Below are 15,363 nucleotides of genomic sequence, written 5' to 3'. Positions count from 1 at the left end.
CTCAACTGTTAATTAAACGCGACGTTTCTTGGGAGGACGGCAACCATTGTGCGGTATCGGCGTCACGTCAGTGATGTTTGTAATCTTGTAGCCACAGTTATTCAAGGCGCGCACTGCAGACTCGCGTCCTGGTCCTGGGCCCTTAACTTCAACATCTAGATTTTTCAAACCGTAATCTTTCGCAGCATTACCAGCACGCTCTGCAGCAACCTGTGCAGCGAAAGGGGTACTTTTACGTGAGCCACGGAAACCGCTTCCGCCTGCTGTTGCCCAGCTCAGCGCGTTACCTTGACGATCAGTAATAGTGATAATGGTGTTATTAAATGACGCATGTATATGCGCAACACCGTCCACGACGGTCTTTTTGACCTTCTTACGTGGAGCTTGTTTGCCTGGTTTGGCCATGTTCTATATCCATCTCTAATATCAACACTACACAAGTGGTGTAGCTACACTAAAGGATTACTGCCTTTAAATTACTTACGAATCGGCTTACGTGGACCTTTGCGCGTACGCGCGTTGGTCTTAGTACGCTGACCGCGAAGCGGCAGACCTTTACGATGACGTAGACCGCGGTAGCAGCCCAAATCCAGTAAACGCTTAATGTTCATAGAAACAACACGACGTAAGTCGCCTTCTACAGACATTTTCGCGATTTCGCCACGAAGCGCATCGAGCTGCTCTTCAGACAAAGAACTGATTTTCGCGTCTTCAGCAATAGTTGTTTTAGCGCACAGTGCTTTAGCACTTGTACGGCCAATGCCATATATATAGGTCAACGAAATAACAGCATGCTTGTTATCTGGTATGTTGACACCTGCAATACGAGCCATTCAGGTTACTCCAATTAAGCCCAATTCTTTTAACGCCTAGCAATGACCGGAAAGCGGACAACCGCTGCACGAAAGGCGCAGTAGTCTACCCGCACCGAGGAAGCAAAGCAACCCCGATACCGAATTGCTTAGCCCTGCCGCTGCTTGTGACGTGGTTCAACGCTACAAATAACCCGAACCACACCCTTACGACGAACAATTTTACAGTTGCGGCAAATTGCCTTTACCGATGCACGTACTTTCATTGTGATACTCCAAACAAGCCATCAGGTTAGTGAGCGTTAGCGCGCACCACCGCCGTAATTTTTCAAATTTGCCTTTTTCAAGACCGAGTCGTACTGCTGGGACATCAGGTGCGATTGTACCTGTGCCATAAAATCCATCACCACCACCACTACGATCAACAATGAGGTACCACCGAGATAAAACGGTACATTCCACATCACGACCAAAAACTGCGGTAACAAACACACGCCGGCAATATACAAGGAGCCAAACATGGTTAAACGGGTTAACACGCCGTCTATATAATTCGCAGTTTGCTTACCGGGACGAATCCCAGGTAAAAACGCGCCTGAACGCTTCAGGTTATCTGCCACTTCATCCGGGTTAAACATCAACGCCGTGTAGAAGAAACAGAAGAAAACAATTAATGCTGTGAACAACAAAATGTTTAATGGCTGTCCTGGCCCAATTGCCAGCGCAACATCCTGCAACCACTCCATGCCCTCTCCACTCTGCCCTACCCACTGCGCAATAGACGCGGGGAATAACAAAATAGAACTCGCAAAGATTGCCGGTATAACACCTGCCATATTCACTTTCATTGGCAAGTGGCTAGACTGCGCTTGGTACATCTTATTGCCGCGCTGCTGTTTAGCGTAATTTACTGTAATACGCCGTTGACCACGCTCAATAAAGACCACCAAGTACACAACGGCTATCGCCAAAACCAACACAGCAAGTAGAACTAATATATTCAGCTCGCCTTGACGTGCCTGCTCTAAAGACTGCCCGACCGCCGATGGCAAACCTGCAACAATACCCGCGAATATCAGCATCGATATGCCGTTACCCACACCTCGTTCAGTTAGTTGCTCACCAAGCCACATCATAAAGATAGCCCCAGTAACCAATGACACAACCGAAACGAAGTAAAAAGTAAAATCTGCGCTGTAAGCTAGACCCTGATTGGCCAAACCTACAGTCATTCCCGTTCCCTGCAAGAGTGCAAGCACTACCGTTAAGTAACGTGTGTACTGGCTAATCTGACGACGCCCAGCCTCACCCTCTTTCTTTAAGGCTTCTAACTGAGGACTCACCGCCGACATTAACTGCATAATGATCGATGCAGAAATGTACGGCATAATGCCCAGAGCCAATATACTCATGCGCTCCAAGGCACCGCCCGAGAACATATTAAACAAACCAAGGACGGTACCCTGATTTTGATTGAACAACGCGGCGAGCTGATCCGGATTAATACCTGGCACCGGTATGTGAGTACCGATACGATAAACAATTATCGCTAGTAGTAAAAAACGGAGGCGAGCCATAAGCTCGCCCATTCCGGATTTATTACCAGCTGACAGTGGATTGGGCTTCGCCATTGAGTTCGCCTTATTCCTCGACTTTGCCGCCCGCTTTTTCGATTGCTTCGCGAGCGCCTTTAGTTACCGCCAAACCTTTAACAGTAACAGCTTTATTCAGATCACCAGACAAAAAGATCTTTGCACGCTCGATGTTGCTGTTAATTAAATCAGCACGCTTTAACGCATCCAGATCAATCACGTCATCGGCAACTGACATCAATTCCGACGTACGGATTTGGGCAGTAACGCGAGACAAACGCGAAGTGAAACCGTATTTTGGCAAACGTTTCTGCAACGGCATCTGACCGCCTTCGAAACCTGGACGCACGCTGCCACCTGAACGGGACTTCAGACCTTTGTGACCACGACCTGCGGTTTTACCCAAGCCACTACCGATACCACGACCTACCCGTTTGCCTTCTTTAACTCGACCGGGTGCCGGGCTCAGCGTATTTAAACGCATATCGCTCATCACTTATCCCTCAACACGTACTAAATAGTTGACCTTATTGATCATACCGCGCACTGATGGAGTATCTTCTACTTCCACAGTGTGGCGAATACGACGCAAGCCAAGACCGGCAACACAGGCCTTGTGCGACTTCAGTCGTCCCGCAACAGAACGAACTAATGTGACTTTAATCTTGTTCATAGCAAATCCTGCCTTTGTCTTAGCCCAAGATCTCTTCTACAGTTTTGCCGCGCTTTGTTGCGACTTCTTCTGGAGAAGAAACACTTTCCAGTGCCTTAATAGTTGCACGAACCACGTTTACCGGGTTTGTAGAACCGTAGCACTTAGCTAATACGTTATGAATACCAGCAATTTCTAGCACCGAGCGCATCGCACCACCGGCAATAACACCAGTACCTTCAGATGCCGGCTGCATGTAGACCTTAGATGCACCATGACGACCTTTTACGGCGTACTGAATGGTGTCACCTTTAATATCTACTTGAACCATATTGCGGCGAGCTGCTTCCATTGCCTTCTGGATAGCGACAGGCACTTCACGTGCTTTACCGCGACCGAAGCCAACTTTACCGCTACCATCACCCACTACTGTAAGAGCAGTGAAGCTGAAAATGCGGCCACCTTTGACCACTTTGGCAACACGGTTTACCTGAACAAGCTTCTCTTGCAGGCCTTCAGTGTTTGCTTTGTCTTTCTGATCGTTATACGCCATCGCCTAAAACCTTAGAATTCCAAACCACCTTCACGGGCAGCATCTGCCAGCGCTTTGACACGGCCGTGGAATTTAAATCCACTGCGGTCAAAAGCGACCTTTGTCACGCCTGCGGCTTTCGCACGGTCAGCGATCAACTTGCCCACACTAGCGGCTGCAGCGACATTACCGGTCGCACCAGCGCGCAAATCTTTATCTAGTGTAGATGCACTCGCCAACACGACGTCACCTGATGCTGCGATAAGCTGTGCATACATGTGGCGTGGTGTGCGGTGAATGCTTAAACGTACGGCGCGTAGCTCACGCATTTTAAAGCGAGCACGGCGGGCACGACGTAATCTTGAAACTTTCTTATCGCTCATAACCTTGCCTTTACTTTTTCTTCGCTTCTTTACGACGGACGTTTTCTTCCGCGTAACGAACACCCTTACCTTTATACGGCTCTGGTGGACGGAACGCGCGGATTTCGGCCGCTACCTTACCTAAAACCTGCTTGTCGGTGCCACTCAACACAATTTCGGTCTGTGTTGGTGTATCGACAGTAACGCCTTCTGGTAATGCGTAGTCAATTGGGTGCGAAAAACCCAGCACCAAATTCACAGAATTACCATTTGCTTTGGCACGGTAACCGACACCTTGAAGGATTAGCTTACGCTGGAAACCTTCACTAACACCGACAACCATATTGTTAGTCAGTGAACGAGTAGTACCCGCCATTGCCCAACCATCTTTCGCGCCTTCACGCGCTGAAAATACTAAAGACCCGTCTTCCTGCTTTATCTCTACAGACTTGTGCAAAGGCATAACTAACGTGCCTTTCTTTCCTTTTATTGAGATATTGCTGGCGTCGAGTTTGACTTCAACCCCTGAAGGGATAGTCACTGGACTTTTCGCTACTCTTGACATGTTAAGAACTCTTTAAACTGTCGGGTTAGAAAACAGTGCAAAGCACTTCGCCGCCAACACCGGCAGCTCGTGCTGCACGATCAGTCATTACACCATGACTGGTTGACACAATAGCGATACCCAGCCCTGCACGTACTGATGGCAATTCATCTTTACCTGCGTAAGCGCGGAGACCAGGGCGACTAACGCGACTGATCTCTGCGATAACTGGCTTGCCCTGATGGTATTTTAATTCTACCGTCAGTTCCGCCTTGCCACCCTGTTCTTCAACCCGTGAACTGGCGACATAACCTTCATCTTCAAGCACCTTAGCTACAGATACTTTCAATTTAGATGACGGCATGGTGACAGCAGTTTTACCTGCCATCTGAGCGTTGCGGATGCGTGTTAGCATATCCGCTAAAGGGTCTTGCATGCTCATGTTTTGCTCCCGTTAAACGCCGCGGCAAATGCCAGCGACAGCAAAATTCTCAGATTACCAGCTAGCCTTAACTAAGCCGGGGACATCACCGCGCATTGCGGCTTGACGGAGCTGGTTACGGCAAAGACCAAACTTGCGGTAAACACCGTGTGGACGACCAGTAATCTGGCAGCGACGACGTTGACGAGATGGACTCGCGTCACGTGGCAACTTTTGCAGCTTAACTTGTGCATCCCACTTTTCTTCGTCGCTAGCGGTTACGCTGACAATAATTGCCTTCAGCTCAGCGCGCTTTGCAGCGAATTTTTCAACAGTTAGAGTGCGTTTTAATTCACGCGCTTTCATTGACTGCTTTGCCATATCCCCTACCCCTTAACCTTTGAACGGAAAGTTAAACGCTTTTAACAGCGCGCGACCTTCATCGTCGTTACGAGCGGTTGTGGTTATGGTGATATCCAGACCGCGCAGTGTATCAACTTTATCGTAATCAATTTCTGGAAATATGATCTGCTCAGTCACACCCATTGCAAAGTTACCACGGCCGTCAAATGATTTCGGGCTTATGCCGCGGAAATCGCGAACACGTGGAATCGCAATGCTAACTAAACGATCCAAAAATTCGTACATATGGGCGCCACGCAGGGTCACCTTGCAACCGATCGGCCAACCGTCACGAATCTTAAAGCCCGCGATTGATTTGCGCGCCTTCGTAACTACTGGCTTTTGACCTGCGATTTTCTGCAAATCAGACAGCGCTGCTTCAAGAACTTTTTTATCACCAGCCGCTTCACCCACACCCATGTTCAAGGTGATTTTAGTGATGCGCGGAACTTCCATAGGGTTAGCTAAAGACAGCTCTTCTATCAGCTTAGCCCGTAACTCGTTTTGGTATAGTTCACCTAATCGTGCCATTTTCCACTAACCCCTACGCGTCAACCGCTTCGCCGCTGGATTTAAAGATACGGGTCTTACTGCCATCTTCGGCCACTTTAAAGCCCACGCGATCCGCTTTTTTAGAAGTCGGATTATAAATCGCTACATTAGAAACCTGGATCGGCGCTTCTTTCTCGACGATACCGCCAGCCACACCCAACTGCGGGTTTGGACGCTGGTGTTTCTTAATCATATTAATGCCAGACACTAGCAGCTTATTGTTGTCCATCACCTTCTGAACAACGCCGCGCTTGCCTTTGTCTTTACCGGTTAAGACGATAATTTCGTCTTCACGCTTAATCTTACGCATAACCTGACCTCAGCCTTCTCTCTACACCTGGTAACTTAAAGTACTTCCGGTGCCAAAGAGATAATCTTCATGAACTTCTCGCCACGCAATTCACGCGTTACTGGCCCAAAAATACGAGTGCCAATAGGAGCGTGGTTATTGTTTAGCAACACTGCAGCGTTATCGTCAAACTTGATCAGCGAACCGTCACCGCGACGAACGCCTTTCTTAGTACGAACTACAACAGCTGTCATTACCTGACCTTTTTTCACTTTGCCGCGAGGTATAGCCTCTTTGACTGTGACTTTGATCAGATCACCGACTCGTGCATAGCGACGATGTGAGCCGCCAAGCACTTTGATGCACATAACGCGACGTGCGCCACTGTTATCTGCAACTTCCAAATAGCTTTCTGTTTGAATCATTTCTTACTCCAAACCAGTCAACTGTGCATCAAGCGATTGCACAATGGCCGCCGGTGAAATTAAACCTGGGTAGCCGTTACATCTACACTAACCAATGCCCAAGTCTTCAACTTAGATACTGGACGTGTTTCGCAAACTGTCACTACATCACCAATTTTGCACTCATTTTTTTCATCATGAGCGTGAACTTTCGATGAGCGCGTAATGTACTTACCGTAAATCGGGTGCTTAACCCGACGCTCGATCAGAACAGTGATGGTCTTATCCATCTTGTCGCTGACCACTTTTCCGGTCGCTGTACGAGCACTTTTAGCTACTTCTGACATCTTAGTTACCTGCCTTTTCCTGGAGCACAGTTTTAACGCGTGCAATTTCCTGACGGGTTTGCTTTAGCAAATGCGTCTGCGCTAACTGGCCGGTACTCTTTTGCATACGCAACTTGAATTGTGATTCAAGCAACTGCAACAGTTGGGCATTCAGATCTTCAACTGACTTTTCGCGTAGTTCTAAAGCATTCATCACATCACCACCCGTTTAACAAACGCAGTCGGCACAGGAATCTTTGCCGCCGCTAAGGCGAATGCTTCACGCGCCAGTTCTTCAGTAACGCCCTCTACTTCGTACAAGACCTTACCAGGCTGAATCTGAGCAACCCAGTACTCAACATTACCCTTACCTTTACCCTGACGAACTTCTAGGGGTTTTTCAGTAATTGGTTTGTCTGGGAAGACACGAATCCAAATTTTTCCGCCCCGCTTGATGTGACGCGTCATTGCACGACGTGCCGCTTCAATCTGACGAGCTGTAATACGTCCGCGACCAACTGCCTTCAGGCCGAAATCACCAAAGCTGACCCGGCTACCGCGCTCTGCCAGACCACGGTTGCGACCTTTGTGTTGCTTGCGAAACTTTGTGCGCTTCGGCTGTAACATTTGCGTAACCCTTACTCTGAACCTTTCTTAGCCTTAGCTTCGACCGCTTCTTTTCTGGTTCCCAAGATTTCACCCTTGAAGATCCAGACCTTGACACCAATGATGCCGTAAGTCGTAGCTGCTTCGTGCGTCGCATAATCGATATCGGCGCGCAGTGTGTGCAACGGCACACGCCCTTCGCGATACCACTCGGTACGAGCTATTTCAGCTCCGCCGACACGACCACTTACCTGTACCTTTATTCCTTCCGCGCCCTGACGAATTGCGTTTTGAACAACACGCTTCATCGCACGACGGAACATAACGCGGCGCTCTAACTGCTGAGCGACGTTCATGGCTACCAACTTCGCTTCAAGATCCGGCTTGCGGATTTCTTCGATGTTGATATGAACCGGCACACCCATTTTGACAGACAGCTCTTTTCGCAGCTTGTCGACATCCTCGCCCTTCTTACCGATAACGATACCAGGACGGGCGGTGTGAATCGTGATGCGTGCGGTTTGCGCCGGACGCTCAATAACAATTCGGCTAACCGATGCACTCGCGAGCTTCTTCTCGAGCAGCTCGCGAACCTCTAGGTCCGTTACCAAGTTCGCCGCGTAGTTCTTACCGCTAGCGTACCAAACGGAATTGTGTTCTTTAACGATTCCCAGCCGGATGCCGGTCGGGTGTACTTTCTGACCCATGTGGTCTCTCCTACCTAGCCTTCGCTGTCAGCTACTTTAATCGTGATATGACAAGATCTCTTCAGAATACGATCCGCGCGACCCTTTGCCCGTGGACGAAGACGCTTCATAGTAGAGCCCTCATCTACGAAGATCGTAGAAACCTTTAACTCATCAACATCAGCGCCTTCGTTGTGCTCAGCGTTGGCGATTGCGGAGTTAAGCACTTTCTTAATAATGCTCGCCGCTTTCTTAGAGCTGAACGTCAACAGATCCAGCGATTCCTCTACGCCCTTACCGCGAATTTGGTCAGCAACCAAACGAGCCTTCTGGGCAGAAATTCTTGCGCCTTTTAAACGTGCCGCTACTTCCATCTTAAAAGCCTCTCCCGGCCCAAGCTTAACGCTTGGCCTTTTTATCGGCCACGTGACCCTTGTAGGTCCTAGTCGCGGCAAATTCACCCAATTTGTGCCCTACCATATCCTCAGTAACCAGTACCGGAACATGTTGACGCCCGTTATGCACAGCGATTGTCAGAGCTACCATTTCAGGCAGAATCATGGAGCGACGCGACCACGTTTTAATGGGGCGACGATCGTTTTTTTCTACCGCTACTTCAACCTTCTTCAACAAATGAAGATCGACAAACGGACCTTTCTTTAATGAACGTGGCACAAGCTTATCCTCTTTACGCTAATTGTCGTTTAAACGGCTTACTTGCCGCGACGACGAACAATTAGTTTGTCTGTACGCTTATTTTTACGGGTCTTATACCCTTTAGTCGGAACACCCCAAGGAGATACAGGATGACGACCACCAGAAGTACGACCTTCACCACCACCATGTGGGTGATCTACCGGGTTCATCGCCACACCGCGAACGGTAGGACGAACACCGCGCCAGCGCGATGCACCCGCTTTACCCAACTTACGCAAGCTGTGCTCACTGTTGGACACTTCACCCAATGTTGCTCTGCACTCGGACAATACTTTACGCGTTTCACCGCTACGCAAACGAATGGTTGCGTACTGGCCTTCACGCGCAACTAGCTGAGCAGAAGTACCGGCACTACGCGCCAACTGCGCGCCCTTACCAGGCTTCATTTCAACACAGTGAATAGTGCTACCCACTGGAATATTGCGAATAGGCAGTGTATTGCCCGGCTTAATAGGTGATGACTCACCGGAAACAATTTCGTCACCTGCAGATACGCCCTTAGGCGCAATTACATAGCGACGCTCACCGTCCGCATACATCACCAAAGCGATAAACGCGGTGCGGTTTGGATCGTATTCCAAACGCTCAACACGCGCAGGAATACCATCTTTATTACGTTTAAAATCGATTAAACGATAATGTTGCTTATGACCACCACCAACGTGACGGGTAGTGATACGGCCGTTGTTATTACGACCACCATTGCGCGACTGACTCTCAAGCAGAGGCTTGTGCGGTGCACCTTTGTGTAAATCAGGATTTACAACCCTGACGACAAAGCGACGGCCGGGAGAAGTCGGTTTACTTTTAACAATTGCCATTTGACTAAACTCCAGACTTATTCAGCGACCGCAAAGTCGATATCTTGACCCTGCGCAAGGCTAACATACGCCTTTTTCCAGTTTGATTTTTTGCTCAAACCAAAACGGTTGCGCTTTACTTTGCCTTTAACGTTTACGGTGCGAACTGCCAACACATCAACTTTAAAAAGCTTTTCAACCGCCTTTTTGATTTCAAGCTTGCTGGCACTAGGCAGTACTTTAAATACCGCTTGGTTACTCAGCTCAGCACTGGCTGCACTTTTTTCAGAAACGTGCGGGCCGAGCAGTACCTTATAGATGCGCTCTGTATTCATCCCAACAGCTCCTCAAACTTTTTCAATGCAGCCACAGTGACAACCACTTTCTCGTAGCCAATTAGGCTAACGGGGTCTACGCCGCTTACATCGCGAACGTCGACATCGTGCAGATTGCGTGCCGCTAAATACAAATTACCATTTACTTCTTCGGTCACTACCAGAGCGCCCTTAAGTCCGTACTCACCTAGCGACTTAACCAGCAGCTTGGTTTTAGGCTCATTCAAAGTAAATTCCTCAACCACAACCAAGCGCTCTTGACGAGCTAGCTCAGACAGGATCGTGCAGATAGCGGCACGATACATTTTGCGGTTAACTTTTTGACTGTGATCCTGTGGTCTCGCCGCGAACGTAACACCGCCCCCACGCCAGATTGGCGAACGGATAGTACCAGCACGAGCACGACCAGTGCCCTTTTGACGCCAAGGCTTCTTACCGCCACCGCTAACGTCAGAGCGTGTTTTTTGAGCACGAGTACCTTGGCGCGCACCAGCCATATAGGCCACAACTACTTGGTGCACTAGATCTTCGTTAAACTCACGAGCAAAGGTCACGTCAGATACCTGAACAGTTCCCGCTGCAGCCCCGTTACCGGGTTTCGCAATACTTAATTCCACTGCATCGCCCCCTAGGATTTTTTAGCTTTCACGGCAGGACGTACAAACACGTCACCACCTGGAGCACCTGGAATAGCGCCCTTGATTAAAATCAGGTTACGCTCAGCGTCCACTCGAACAACTTCAAGAGTCTGAACTGTCACTTGCGCAGCACCCATGTGACCAGCCATCTTTTTGCCCTTCCAAACGCGACCTGGCGTTTGACACTGACCGATAGAACCAAGCACACGGTGAGACAATGAGTTACCGTGAGTGGCGTCTTGCATATGGAAGTTCCAACGCTTGATACCGCCCTGGAAACCCTTACCTTTAGACTGCCCAGTCACGTCAACTTTTTGACCAGCTTCGAAAGCAGCAACAGTTAGCTCAGCACCGATTTCGGGGCTCTCTTCACCTTGCTCCAGACGAAATTCCCACAGACCACGACCAGCCTCAACACCTGCTTTGGCAAAGTGACCCGCTTCTGCTTTAGATATACGTGATGCCTTGCGAGCGCCAGTAGTAACCTGGACTGCACGATAGCCATCGACATCATCTGCCTTGACACGAGTAACGCGATTAGGATTAACCTCAATCACCGTTACTGGAATAGATATGCCGTCTTCTGTAAAAACGCGCGTCATGCCGCTTTTACGACCGACCAAACCAATAGTCATTGCTCCAACCTCTCAGTGTACGGGGCTAACACCCTCTATGGCCGCGCGATTAAGCGCGTTACACAACCCAGGGCCAGCCCCCGAGCGGGTCTGAAAAAATTCAGTATTTACATGTTTTAATTAGCCGAGACTAATTTGAACTTCTACACCAGCCGCCAAATCTAACTTCATCAATGCATCTACAGTTTTTTCTGTAGGCTCTACGATGTCCAGCATGCGCTTATGGGTGCGGATCTCATATTGATCACGCGCATCCTTGTTTACATGCGGAGAGACAAGTACTGTGAAACGCTCTTTGCGAGTAGGAAGAGGTATTGGACCTCTAACCTGCGCGCCGGTACGCTTTGCAGTGTCTACTATCTCTTGCGTAGACGCATCGATGAGACGGTGATCAAAAGCCTTTAAACGAATTCGAATCCGTTGATTTTGCACCTGACCAAACTCCCATCCCAAATTTATTCGAGCTCAGCGCGACGAATCCGCGTGAAGTAACCCGAAAAAAGGAAGCGGAATGTTAATGATATCCCAAGACGTTGTCAACCAAATATCTAGAATATTTCACTACGCAAACCGCAACTACTACCAAATGCCAAAAAGGCATTTTCTAACTAAGAAAGGGAGGCCAAAGCCTCCCCCTCACAAACCTAATTACGCTTAAAGCGTAAAGGCTTATTCTACGATTTTAGCAACAACGCCGGCGCCAACAGTACGGCCACCTTCACGAATTGCAAAACGCAGACCTTCTTCCATCGCGATTGGCGCAATCAACGTTACGTCCATTTTCACGTTGTCGCCAGGCATAACCATTTCAGTACCTTCAGGTAGCTCACAAGCACCTGTTACGTCTGTGGTACGGAAGTAGAACTGTGGACGGTAGCCTTTAAAGAATGGCGTGTGACGACCACCTTCTTCTTTTGACAGCACGTACACTTCTGCTTCAAAGCGAGTATGTGGAGTAATTGAACCAGGCTTAGCCAATACTTGACCACGCTCTACGTCATCACGCTTAGTACCGCGCAACAACACACCTACGTTCTCACCAGCGCGACCTTCGTCAAGCAGCTTGCGGAACATCTCGACACCAGTACAGGTGGTTTTGGTTGTGTCGTGAATACCAACGATAGAGATTTCGTCGCCAGTACGCAGAATGCCACGCTCGATACGACCAGTTACCACAGTACCGCGACCAGAGATCGAGAACACGTCTTCGATTGGCATCAGGAACGGCAGATCAACCGCACGCTCAGGCTGTGGAATGTAGGTATCCAACGCTTCGATCAATTTTGCAACAGCGGTCGTTCCCAACTCGTTGTCATCTTGACCGTTCAATGCCATCAAAGCAGAACCGGCAATGATTGGGGTGTCGTCGCCTGGGAATTCGTACATATCGAGCAGCTCGCGCAGCTCCATTTCTACCAATTCAAGCATTTCATTGTATTCTTCGCTGCCCACACCGCCGCAATCTTCAGCCAGCAAGTCTGCCTTGTTCAGGAACACAACGATGTAAGGTACACCAACCTGACGTGACAGCAGGATGTGCTCACGAGTTTGTGGCATTGGGCCATCAGTCGCGCCACATACCAAAATAGCGCCGTCCATCTGAGCAGCACCAGTAATCATGTTCTTAACGTAGTCAGCGTGACCTGGGCAGTCGACGTGAGCATAGTGGCGAGTTGATGAATCATACTCAACGTGCGAGGTCGCAATAGTAATACCGCGCTCACGCTCTTCCGGTGCGTTATCGATACCATCAAACGCGACCGCTTTACCGCCGTACACTTCCGCACATACGCGCGTCAGTGCTGCTGTCAGCGTTGTTTTACCATGGTCAACGTGACCAATGGTGCCCACGTTTAAATGGGGCTTATTACGTTCGAACTTTTCCTTAGCCACGGTTTATTCCTCGCATAAAGGTTGTTTAAATTTAAGCTCTATTCTTAGCCATGATTTCTTCGGCAACATTACGTGGCGCTTCGAAATATTTTTCAAATTCCATCGTAAAAGTCGCACGACCTTGGGTTGCACTGCGCAGATCGGTTGCATAACCGAACATCTCTGCCAGCGGTACTTCTGCATCAATTACCTTGCCCGACACACTCTCATCCATACCAAGAATTATGCCGCGACGACGGTTCAAATCGCCGACCACATCACCCATATTTTCTTCAGGCGTGACAATCTCGACTTTCATAATTGGCTCAAGCAACACAGCACCGCCGAGTTGCGCGAGCTTTTTAGTTGCCATAGACGCGGCTATTTTAAACGCCATCTCGTTCGAGTCGACGTCATGGTAAGAACCATCGTAAGCCGTCGCCTTTAAGCCAAGCAAAGGGTAGCCGGCTAGGACACCATTTTGCATTTGCTCGGCGATACCTTTTTCGATCGCCGGAATATATTCTTTGGGGACAACACCACCCACGATCTCACTGACAAACTCGAGACCTTCGGCGTTCGCGTCTTCGCCCGGCTCAAACCGAATCCAAACGTGACCAAACTGGCCGCGACCACCGGACTGGCGAACAAACTTACCTTCTATTTCGCAGGTATTGCGAATCGCCTCGCGGTAAGCAACCTGCGGCTTACCAATATTGGCCTCAACATTAAATTCCCGACGCATTCTATCGACGAGGATATCGAGATGAAGTTCACCCATCCCAGAGATAATGCACTGACCGGTTTCTTCATCGGTCTTCACGCGGAAAGACGGGTCCTCTTGAGCCAACTTACCAAGAGCGATACCCATCTTTTCCTGATCCGCCTTGGTTCTGGGCTCAACCGCTACAGAGATAACGGGCTCAGGGAATTCCATGCGCTCTAAAATAATAATGTTGTTCGGGTCGCACAAGGTGTCGCCCGTCGTAACATCCTTCAATCCAATTGCCGCAGCAATATCGCCAGCGAGCACTTCTTTGATCTCTTGACGATCGTTGGCATGCATTTGCACCATACGACCAACACGCTCTTTCTTACCCTTAACAGAGTTAACTACCGCAGTACCACTTTCCAACTTTCCGGAATAAACACGGAAGAAGGTCAAGGTCCCAACAAAAGGGTCGGTGGCAATTTTAAAAGCCAATGCCGCAAACGGCGCATCATCATTCGCTTCACGGGTAGCAACCGTTGCATCTTTATCGTCGAGAGTGCCTTCAATCGCCTTAACTTCAGTAGGCGAGGGCATATACTCGATTACAGCATCAAGCACCGCTTGAACGCCTTTATTCTTAAAAGCTGACCCACCGAACACAGGAATGATTTCATTCGCCAGTGTACGCTTACGGATTCCCGCCTTAATTTCTTCCTCGCTTAGCGCTTCGCCTTCGAGGTATTTCTCCATCAGCTCATCACTTGATTCAGCCGCAGCCTCAATCATGAACTCGCGCATTTTCTCGCAAGCTTCGAGCATGTCAGCTGGAATCTCTTCGTATTCGAAGGTCATTCCCTGATCTTCTTCATTCCAGATAATGGCTTTCATTTTAAGAAGGTCGACGACGCCGCGAAATTCTTCCTCGCTACCAATCGTCATCTGCATTGGCACTGCATTCGCACCCAAACGCGTGCGCAGCTGCGCAATTACACGCTCAAAATTTGCCCCAGCGCGATCCATCTTATTGACGAATACCATGCGTGGAACTTCATACTTATTTGCCTGACGCCAAACGGTTTCGGTCTGCGGCTGCACACCCGAAGAACCGCATAGCACAACAACCGCACCATCAAGCACCCGCAGAGAACGCTCAACTTCGATAGTGAAGTCAACGTGCCCCGGGGTGTCGATGATATTAATACGGTGCTGTTCAAACTGCTGCTGCATACCAGCCCAGAAACAGGTAGTGGCCGCAGAAGTGATAGTAATACCACGCTCCTGCTCCTGCGCCATCCAATCCATTGTCGCCGCACCGTCATGCACTTCGCCTATCTTGTGAGACAGACCAGTGTAAAACAGCACGCGCTCGGTAGTTGTTGTTTTACCCGCGTCTACGTGGGCACAAATACCGATATTGCGATATCTGGAAATTGGTGTTTTACGCGCCACAATACTCCCCTGGACCTAGTAAATA

General features: G+C 49.2%; 27 protein-coding genes. All 27 read right to left on the bottom strand.

The annotated features are described in order from the left end of the window. Positions 1-12: 12 nt before the first annotated feature. The 27 genes from rpsK to fusA all read right to left on the bottom strand — a co-directional run bounded on the left by rpsK (position 13) and on the right by fusA (position 15,338). Positions 13-405 carry a 30S ribosomal protein S11 gene (gene rpsK / locus KXJ70_RS18975; protein WP_159270108.1) on the bottom strand — a complete coding sequence of 131 codons (393 nt, stop codon included), beginning with the start codon at positions 403-405 and terminating at the stop codon, positions 13-15. 71 nt (positions 406-476) lie between these two features. Beyond that, positions 477-833, bottom strand: a complete 357-nt coding sequence (gene rpsM / locus KXJ70_RS18970; protein WP_219045115.1) for a 30S ribosomal protein S13 — start codon at positions 831-833, stop codon at positions 477-479. 128 nt (positions 834-961) lie between these two features. Beyond that, positions 962-1,078: a 50S ribosomal protein L36 gene (gene rpmJ, locus KXJ70_RS18965; RefSeq protein ID WP_219045114.1), complete on the bottom strand. Its 117-nt coding sequence runs from the start codon at positions 1,076-1,078 to the stop codon at positions 962-964. Positions 1,079-1,114: 36 nt separating this feature from the next. After that, positions 1,115-2,443 carry a preprotein translocase subunit SecY gene (gene secY / locus KXJ70_RS18960; RefSeq protein ID WP_219045113.1) on the bottom strand — a complete coding sequence of 443 codons (1,329 nt, stop codon included), beginning with the start codon at positions 2,441-2,443 and terminating at the stop codon, positions 1,115-1,117. A gap of 10 nt (positions 2,444-2,453) precedes the next feature. After that, on the bottom strand, positions 2,454-2,888 hold the full coding sequence (gene rplO / locus KXJ70_RS18955) for a 50S ribosomal protein L15 (protein WP_219045141.1): 435 nt from the start codon (positions 2,886-2,888) through the stop codon (positions 2,454-2,456). A gap of 12 nt (positions 2,889-2,900) precedes the next feature. Further along, a complete protein-coding gene (rpmD, locus tag KXJ70_RS18950; protein ID WP_103684240.1) occupies positions 2,901-3,077 on the bottom strand; it encodes a 50S ribosomal protein L30 in 177 nt (58 codons plus the stop codon). Between the two features lie 19 nt (positions 3,078-3,096). Next, a complete protein-coding gene (gene rpsE / locus KXJ70_RS18945; RefSeq protein WP_103684241.1) occupies positions 3,097-3,609 on the bottom strand; it encodes a 30S ribosomal protein S5 in 513 nt (170 codons plus the stop codon). Positions 3,610-3,620: 11 nt separating this feature from the next. After that, entirely contained in the window at positions 3,621-3,971 is a 351-nt protein-coding gene (gene rplR, locus KXJ70_RS18940) for a 50S ribosomal protein L18 (protein WP_103684242.1), read from the bottom strand. 10 nt (positions 3,972-3,981) lie between these two features. After that, the gene (gene rplF, locus KXJ70_RS18935; protein ID WP_219045112.1) at positions 3,982-4,515 is read right to left on the bottom strand and encodes a 50S ribosomal protein L6; all 534 of its coding nucleotides are present in this window, start codon (positions 4,513-4,515) and stop codon (positions 3,982-3,984) included. Positions 4,516-4,540: 25 nt separating this feature from the next. Then, on the bottom strand, positions 4,541-4,936 hold the full coding sequence (gene rpsH / locus KXJ70_RS18930; protein WP_219045111.1) for a 30S ribosomal protein S8: 396 nt from the start codon (positions 4,934-4,936) through the stop codon (positions 4,541-4,543). 54 nt (positions 4,937-4,990) lie between these two features. Beyond that, positions 4,991-5,296 carry a 30S ribosomal protein S14 gene (gene rpsN / locus KXJ70_RS18925; protein WP_219045110.1) on the bottom strand — a complete coding sequence of 102 codons (306 nt, stop codon included), beginning with the start codon at positions 5,294-5,296 and terminating at the stop codon, positions 4,991-4,993. 12 nt (positions 5,297-5,308) lie between these two features. Continuing rightward, positions 5,309-5,848, bottom strand: coding sequence for a 50S ribosomal protein L5 (gene rplE, locus KXJ70_RS18920; protein WP_219045109.1), 540 nt, complete (start codon positions 5,846-5,848; stop codon positions 5,309-5,311). A 13-nt stretch (positions 5,849-5,861) separates the two neighbouring features. Beyond that, positions 5,862-6,179 carry a 50S ribosomal protein L24 gene (gene rplX, locus KXJ70_RS18915; RefSeq protein ID WP_103684247.1) on the bottom strand — a complete coding sequence of 106 codons (318 nt, stop codon included), beginning with the start codon at positions 6,177-6,179 and terminating at the stop codon, positions 5,862-5,864. Positions 6,180-6,214: 35 nt separating this feature from the next. Beyond that, positions 6,215-6,583 carry a 50S ribosomal protein L14 gene (gene rplN, locus KXJ70_RS18910; protein WP_103684248.1) on the bottom strand — a complete coding sequence of 123 codons (369 nt, stop codon included), beginning with the start codon at positions 6,581-6,583 and terminating at the stop codon, positions 6,215-6,217. 59 nt (positions 6,584-6,642) lie between these two features. Continuing rightward, positions 6,643-6,909: a 30S ribosomal protein S17 gene (gene rpsQ, locus KXJ70_RS18905; protein ID WP_103684249.1), complete on the bottom strand. Its 267-nt coding sequence runs from the start codon at positions 6,907-6,909 to the stop codon at positions 6,643-6,645. 1 nt (position 6,910) lies between these two features. After that, a complete protein-coding gene (gene rpmC, locus KXJ70_RS18900; RefSeq protein WP_219045108.1) occupies positions 6,911-7,102 on the bottom strand; it encodes a 50S ribosomal protein L29 in 192 nt (63 codons plus the stop codon). Continuing rightward, positions 7,102-7,515: a 50S ribosomal protein L16 gene (gene rplP, locus KXJ70_RS18895; protein ID WP_219045107.1), complete on the bottom strand. Its 414-nt coding sequence runs from the start codon at positions 7,513-7,515 to the stop codon at positions 7,102-7,104. Before rplP ends, rpmC begins: the two co-directional genes overlap by 1 nt. A gap of 11 nt (positions 7,516-7,526) precedes the next feature. Continuing rightward, positions 7,527-8,201: a 30S ribosomal protein S3 gene (gene rpsC, locus KXJ70_RS18890; RefSeq protein WP_103684252.1), complete on the bottom strand. Its 675-nt coding sequence runs from the start codon at positions 8,199-8,201 to the stop codon at positions 7,527-7,529. 14 nt (positions 8,202-8,215) lie between these two features. Continuing rightward, positions 8,216-8,554: a 50S ribosomal protein L22 gene (gene rplV, locus KXJ70_RS18885; protein ID WP_103684253.1), complete on the bottom strand. Its 339-nt coding sequence runs from the start codon at positions 8,552-8,554 to the stop codon at positions 8,216-8,218. A 25-nt stretch (positions 8,555-8,579) separates the two neighbouring features. Then, entirely contained in the window at positions 8,580-8,855 is a 276-nt protein-coding gene (gene rpsS, locus KXJ70_RS18880) for a 30S ribosomal protein S19 (RefSeq protein WP_219045106.1), read from the bottom strand. A 38-nt stretch (positions 8,856-8,893) separates the two neighbouring features. Next, a complete protein-coding gene (gene rplB, locus KXJ70_RS18875) occupies positions 8,894-9,718 on the bottom strand; it encodes a 50S ribosomal protein L2 (protein WP_219045105.1) in 825 nt (274 codons plus the stop codon). Positions 9,719-9,735: 17 nt separating this feature from the next. Further along, positions 9,736-10,032: a 50S ribosomal protein L23 gene (gene rplW / locus KXJ70_RS18870; protein ID WP_219045104.1), complete on the bottom strand. Its 297-nt coding sequence runs from the start codon at positions 10,030-10,032 to the stop codon at positions 9,736-9,738. Next, positions 10,029-10,649 carry a 50S ribosomal protein L4 gene (gene rplD, locus KXJ70_RS18865; RefSeq protein ID WP_103684257.1) on the bottom strand — a complete coding sequence of 207 codons (621 nt, stop codon included), beginning with the start codon at positions 10,647-10,649 and terminating at the stop codon, positions 10,029-10,031. The genes rplW and rplD overlap by 4 nt, the downstream gene beginning before the upstream one ends. Before the next feature lie 11 nt (positions 10,650-10,660). Continuing rightward, positions 10,661-11,305 carry a 50S ribosomal protein L3 gene (rplC, locus tag KXJ70_RS18860; RefSeq protein ID WP_219045103.1) on the bottom strand — a complete coding sequence of 215 codons (645 nt, stop codon included), beginning with the start codon at positions 11,303-11,305 and terminating at the stop codon, positions 10,661-10,663. A gap of 120 nt (positions 11,306-11,425) precedes the next feature. Next, the gene (gene rpsJ / locus KXJ70_RS18855; protein WP_103684259.1) at positions 11,426-11,737 is read right to left on the bottom strand and encodes a 30S ribosomal protein S10; all 312 of its coding nucleotides are present in this window, start codon (positions 11,735-11,737) and stop codon (positions 11,426-11,428) included. 237 nt (positions 11,738-11,974) lie between these two features. Beyond that, positions 11,975-13,198, bottom strand: coding sequence for an elongation factor Tu (tuf, locus tag KXJ70_RS18850; RefSeq protein WP_219045093.1), 1,224 nt, complete (start codon positions 13,196-13,198; stop codon positions 11,975-11,977). Between the two features lie 31 nt (positions 13,199-13,229). Beyond that, entirely contained in the window at positions 13,230-15,338 is a 2,109-nt protein-coding gene (gene fusA / locus KXJ70_RS18845) for an elongation factor G (RefSeq protein ID WP_219045102.1), read from the bottom strand. Positions 15,339-15,363: the final 25 nt, after the last annotated feature.

It is taken from the genome of Zhongshania aquimaris, assembly GCF_019312595.1.
Lineage (GTDB): Bacteria > Pseudomonadota > Gammaproteobacteria > Pseudomonadales > Spongiibacteraceae > Spongiibacter > Spongiibacter aquimaris.
Note: the sequence above shows the minus strand (reverse complement) of the source record. Positions and strands in the feature narration are given on the sequence as shown.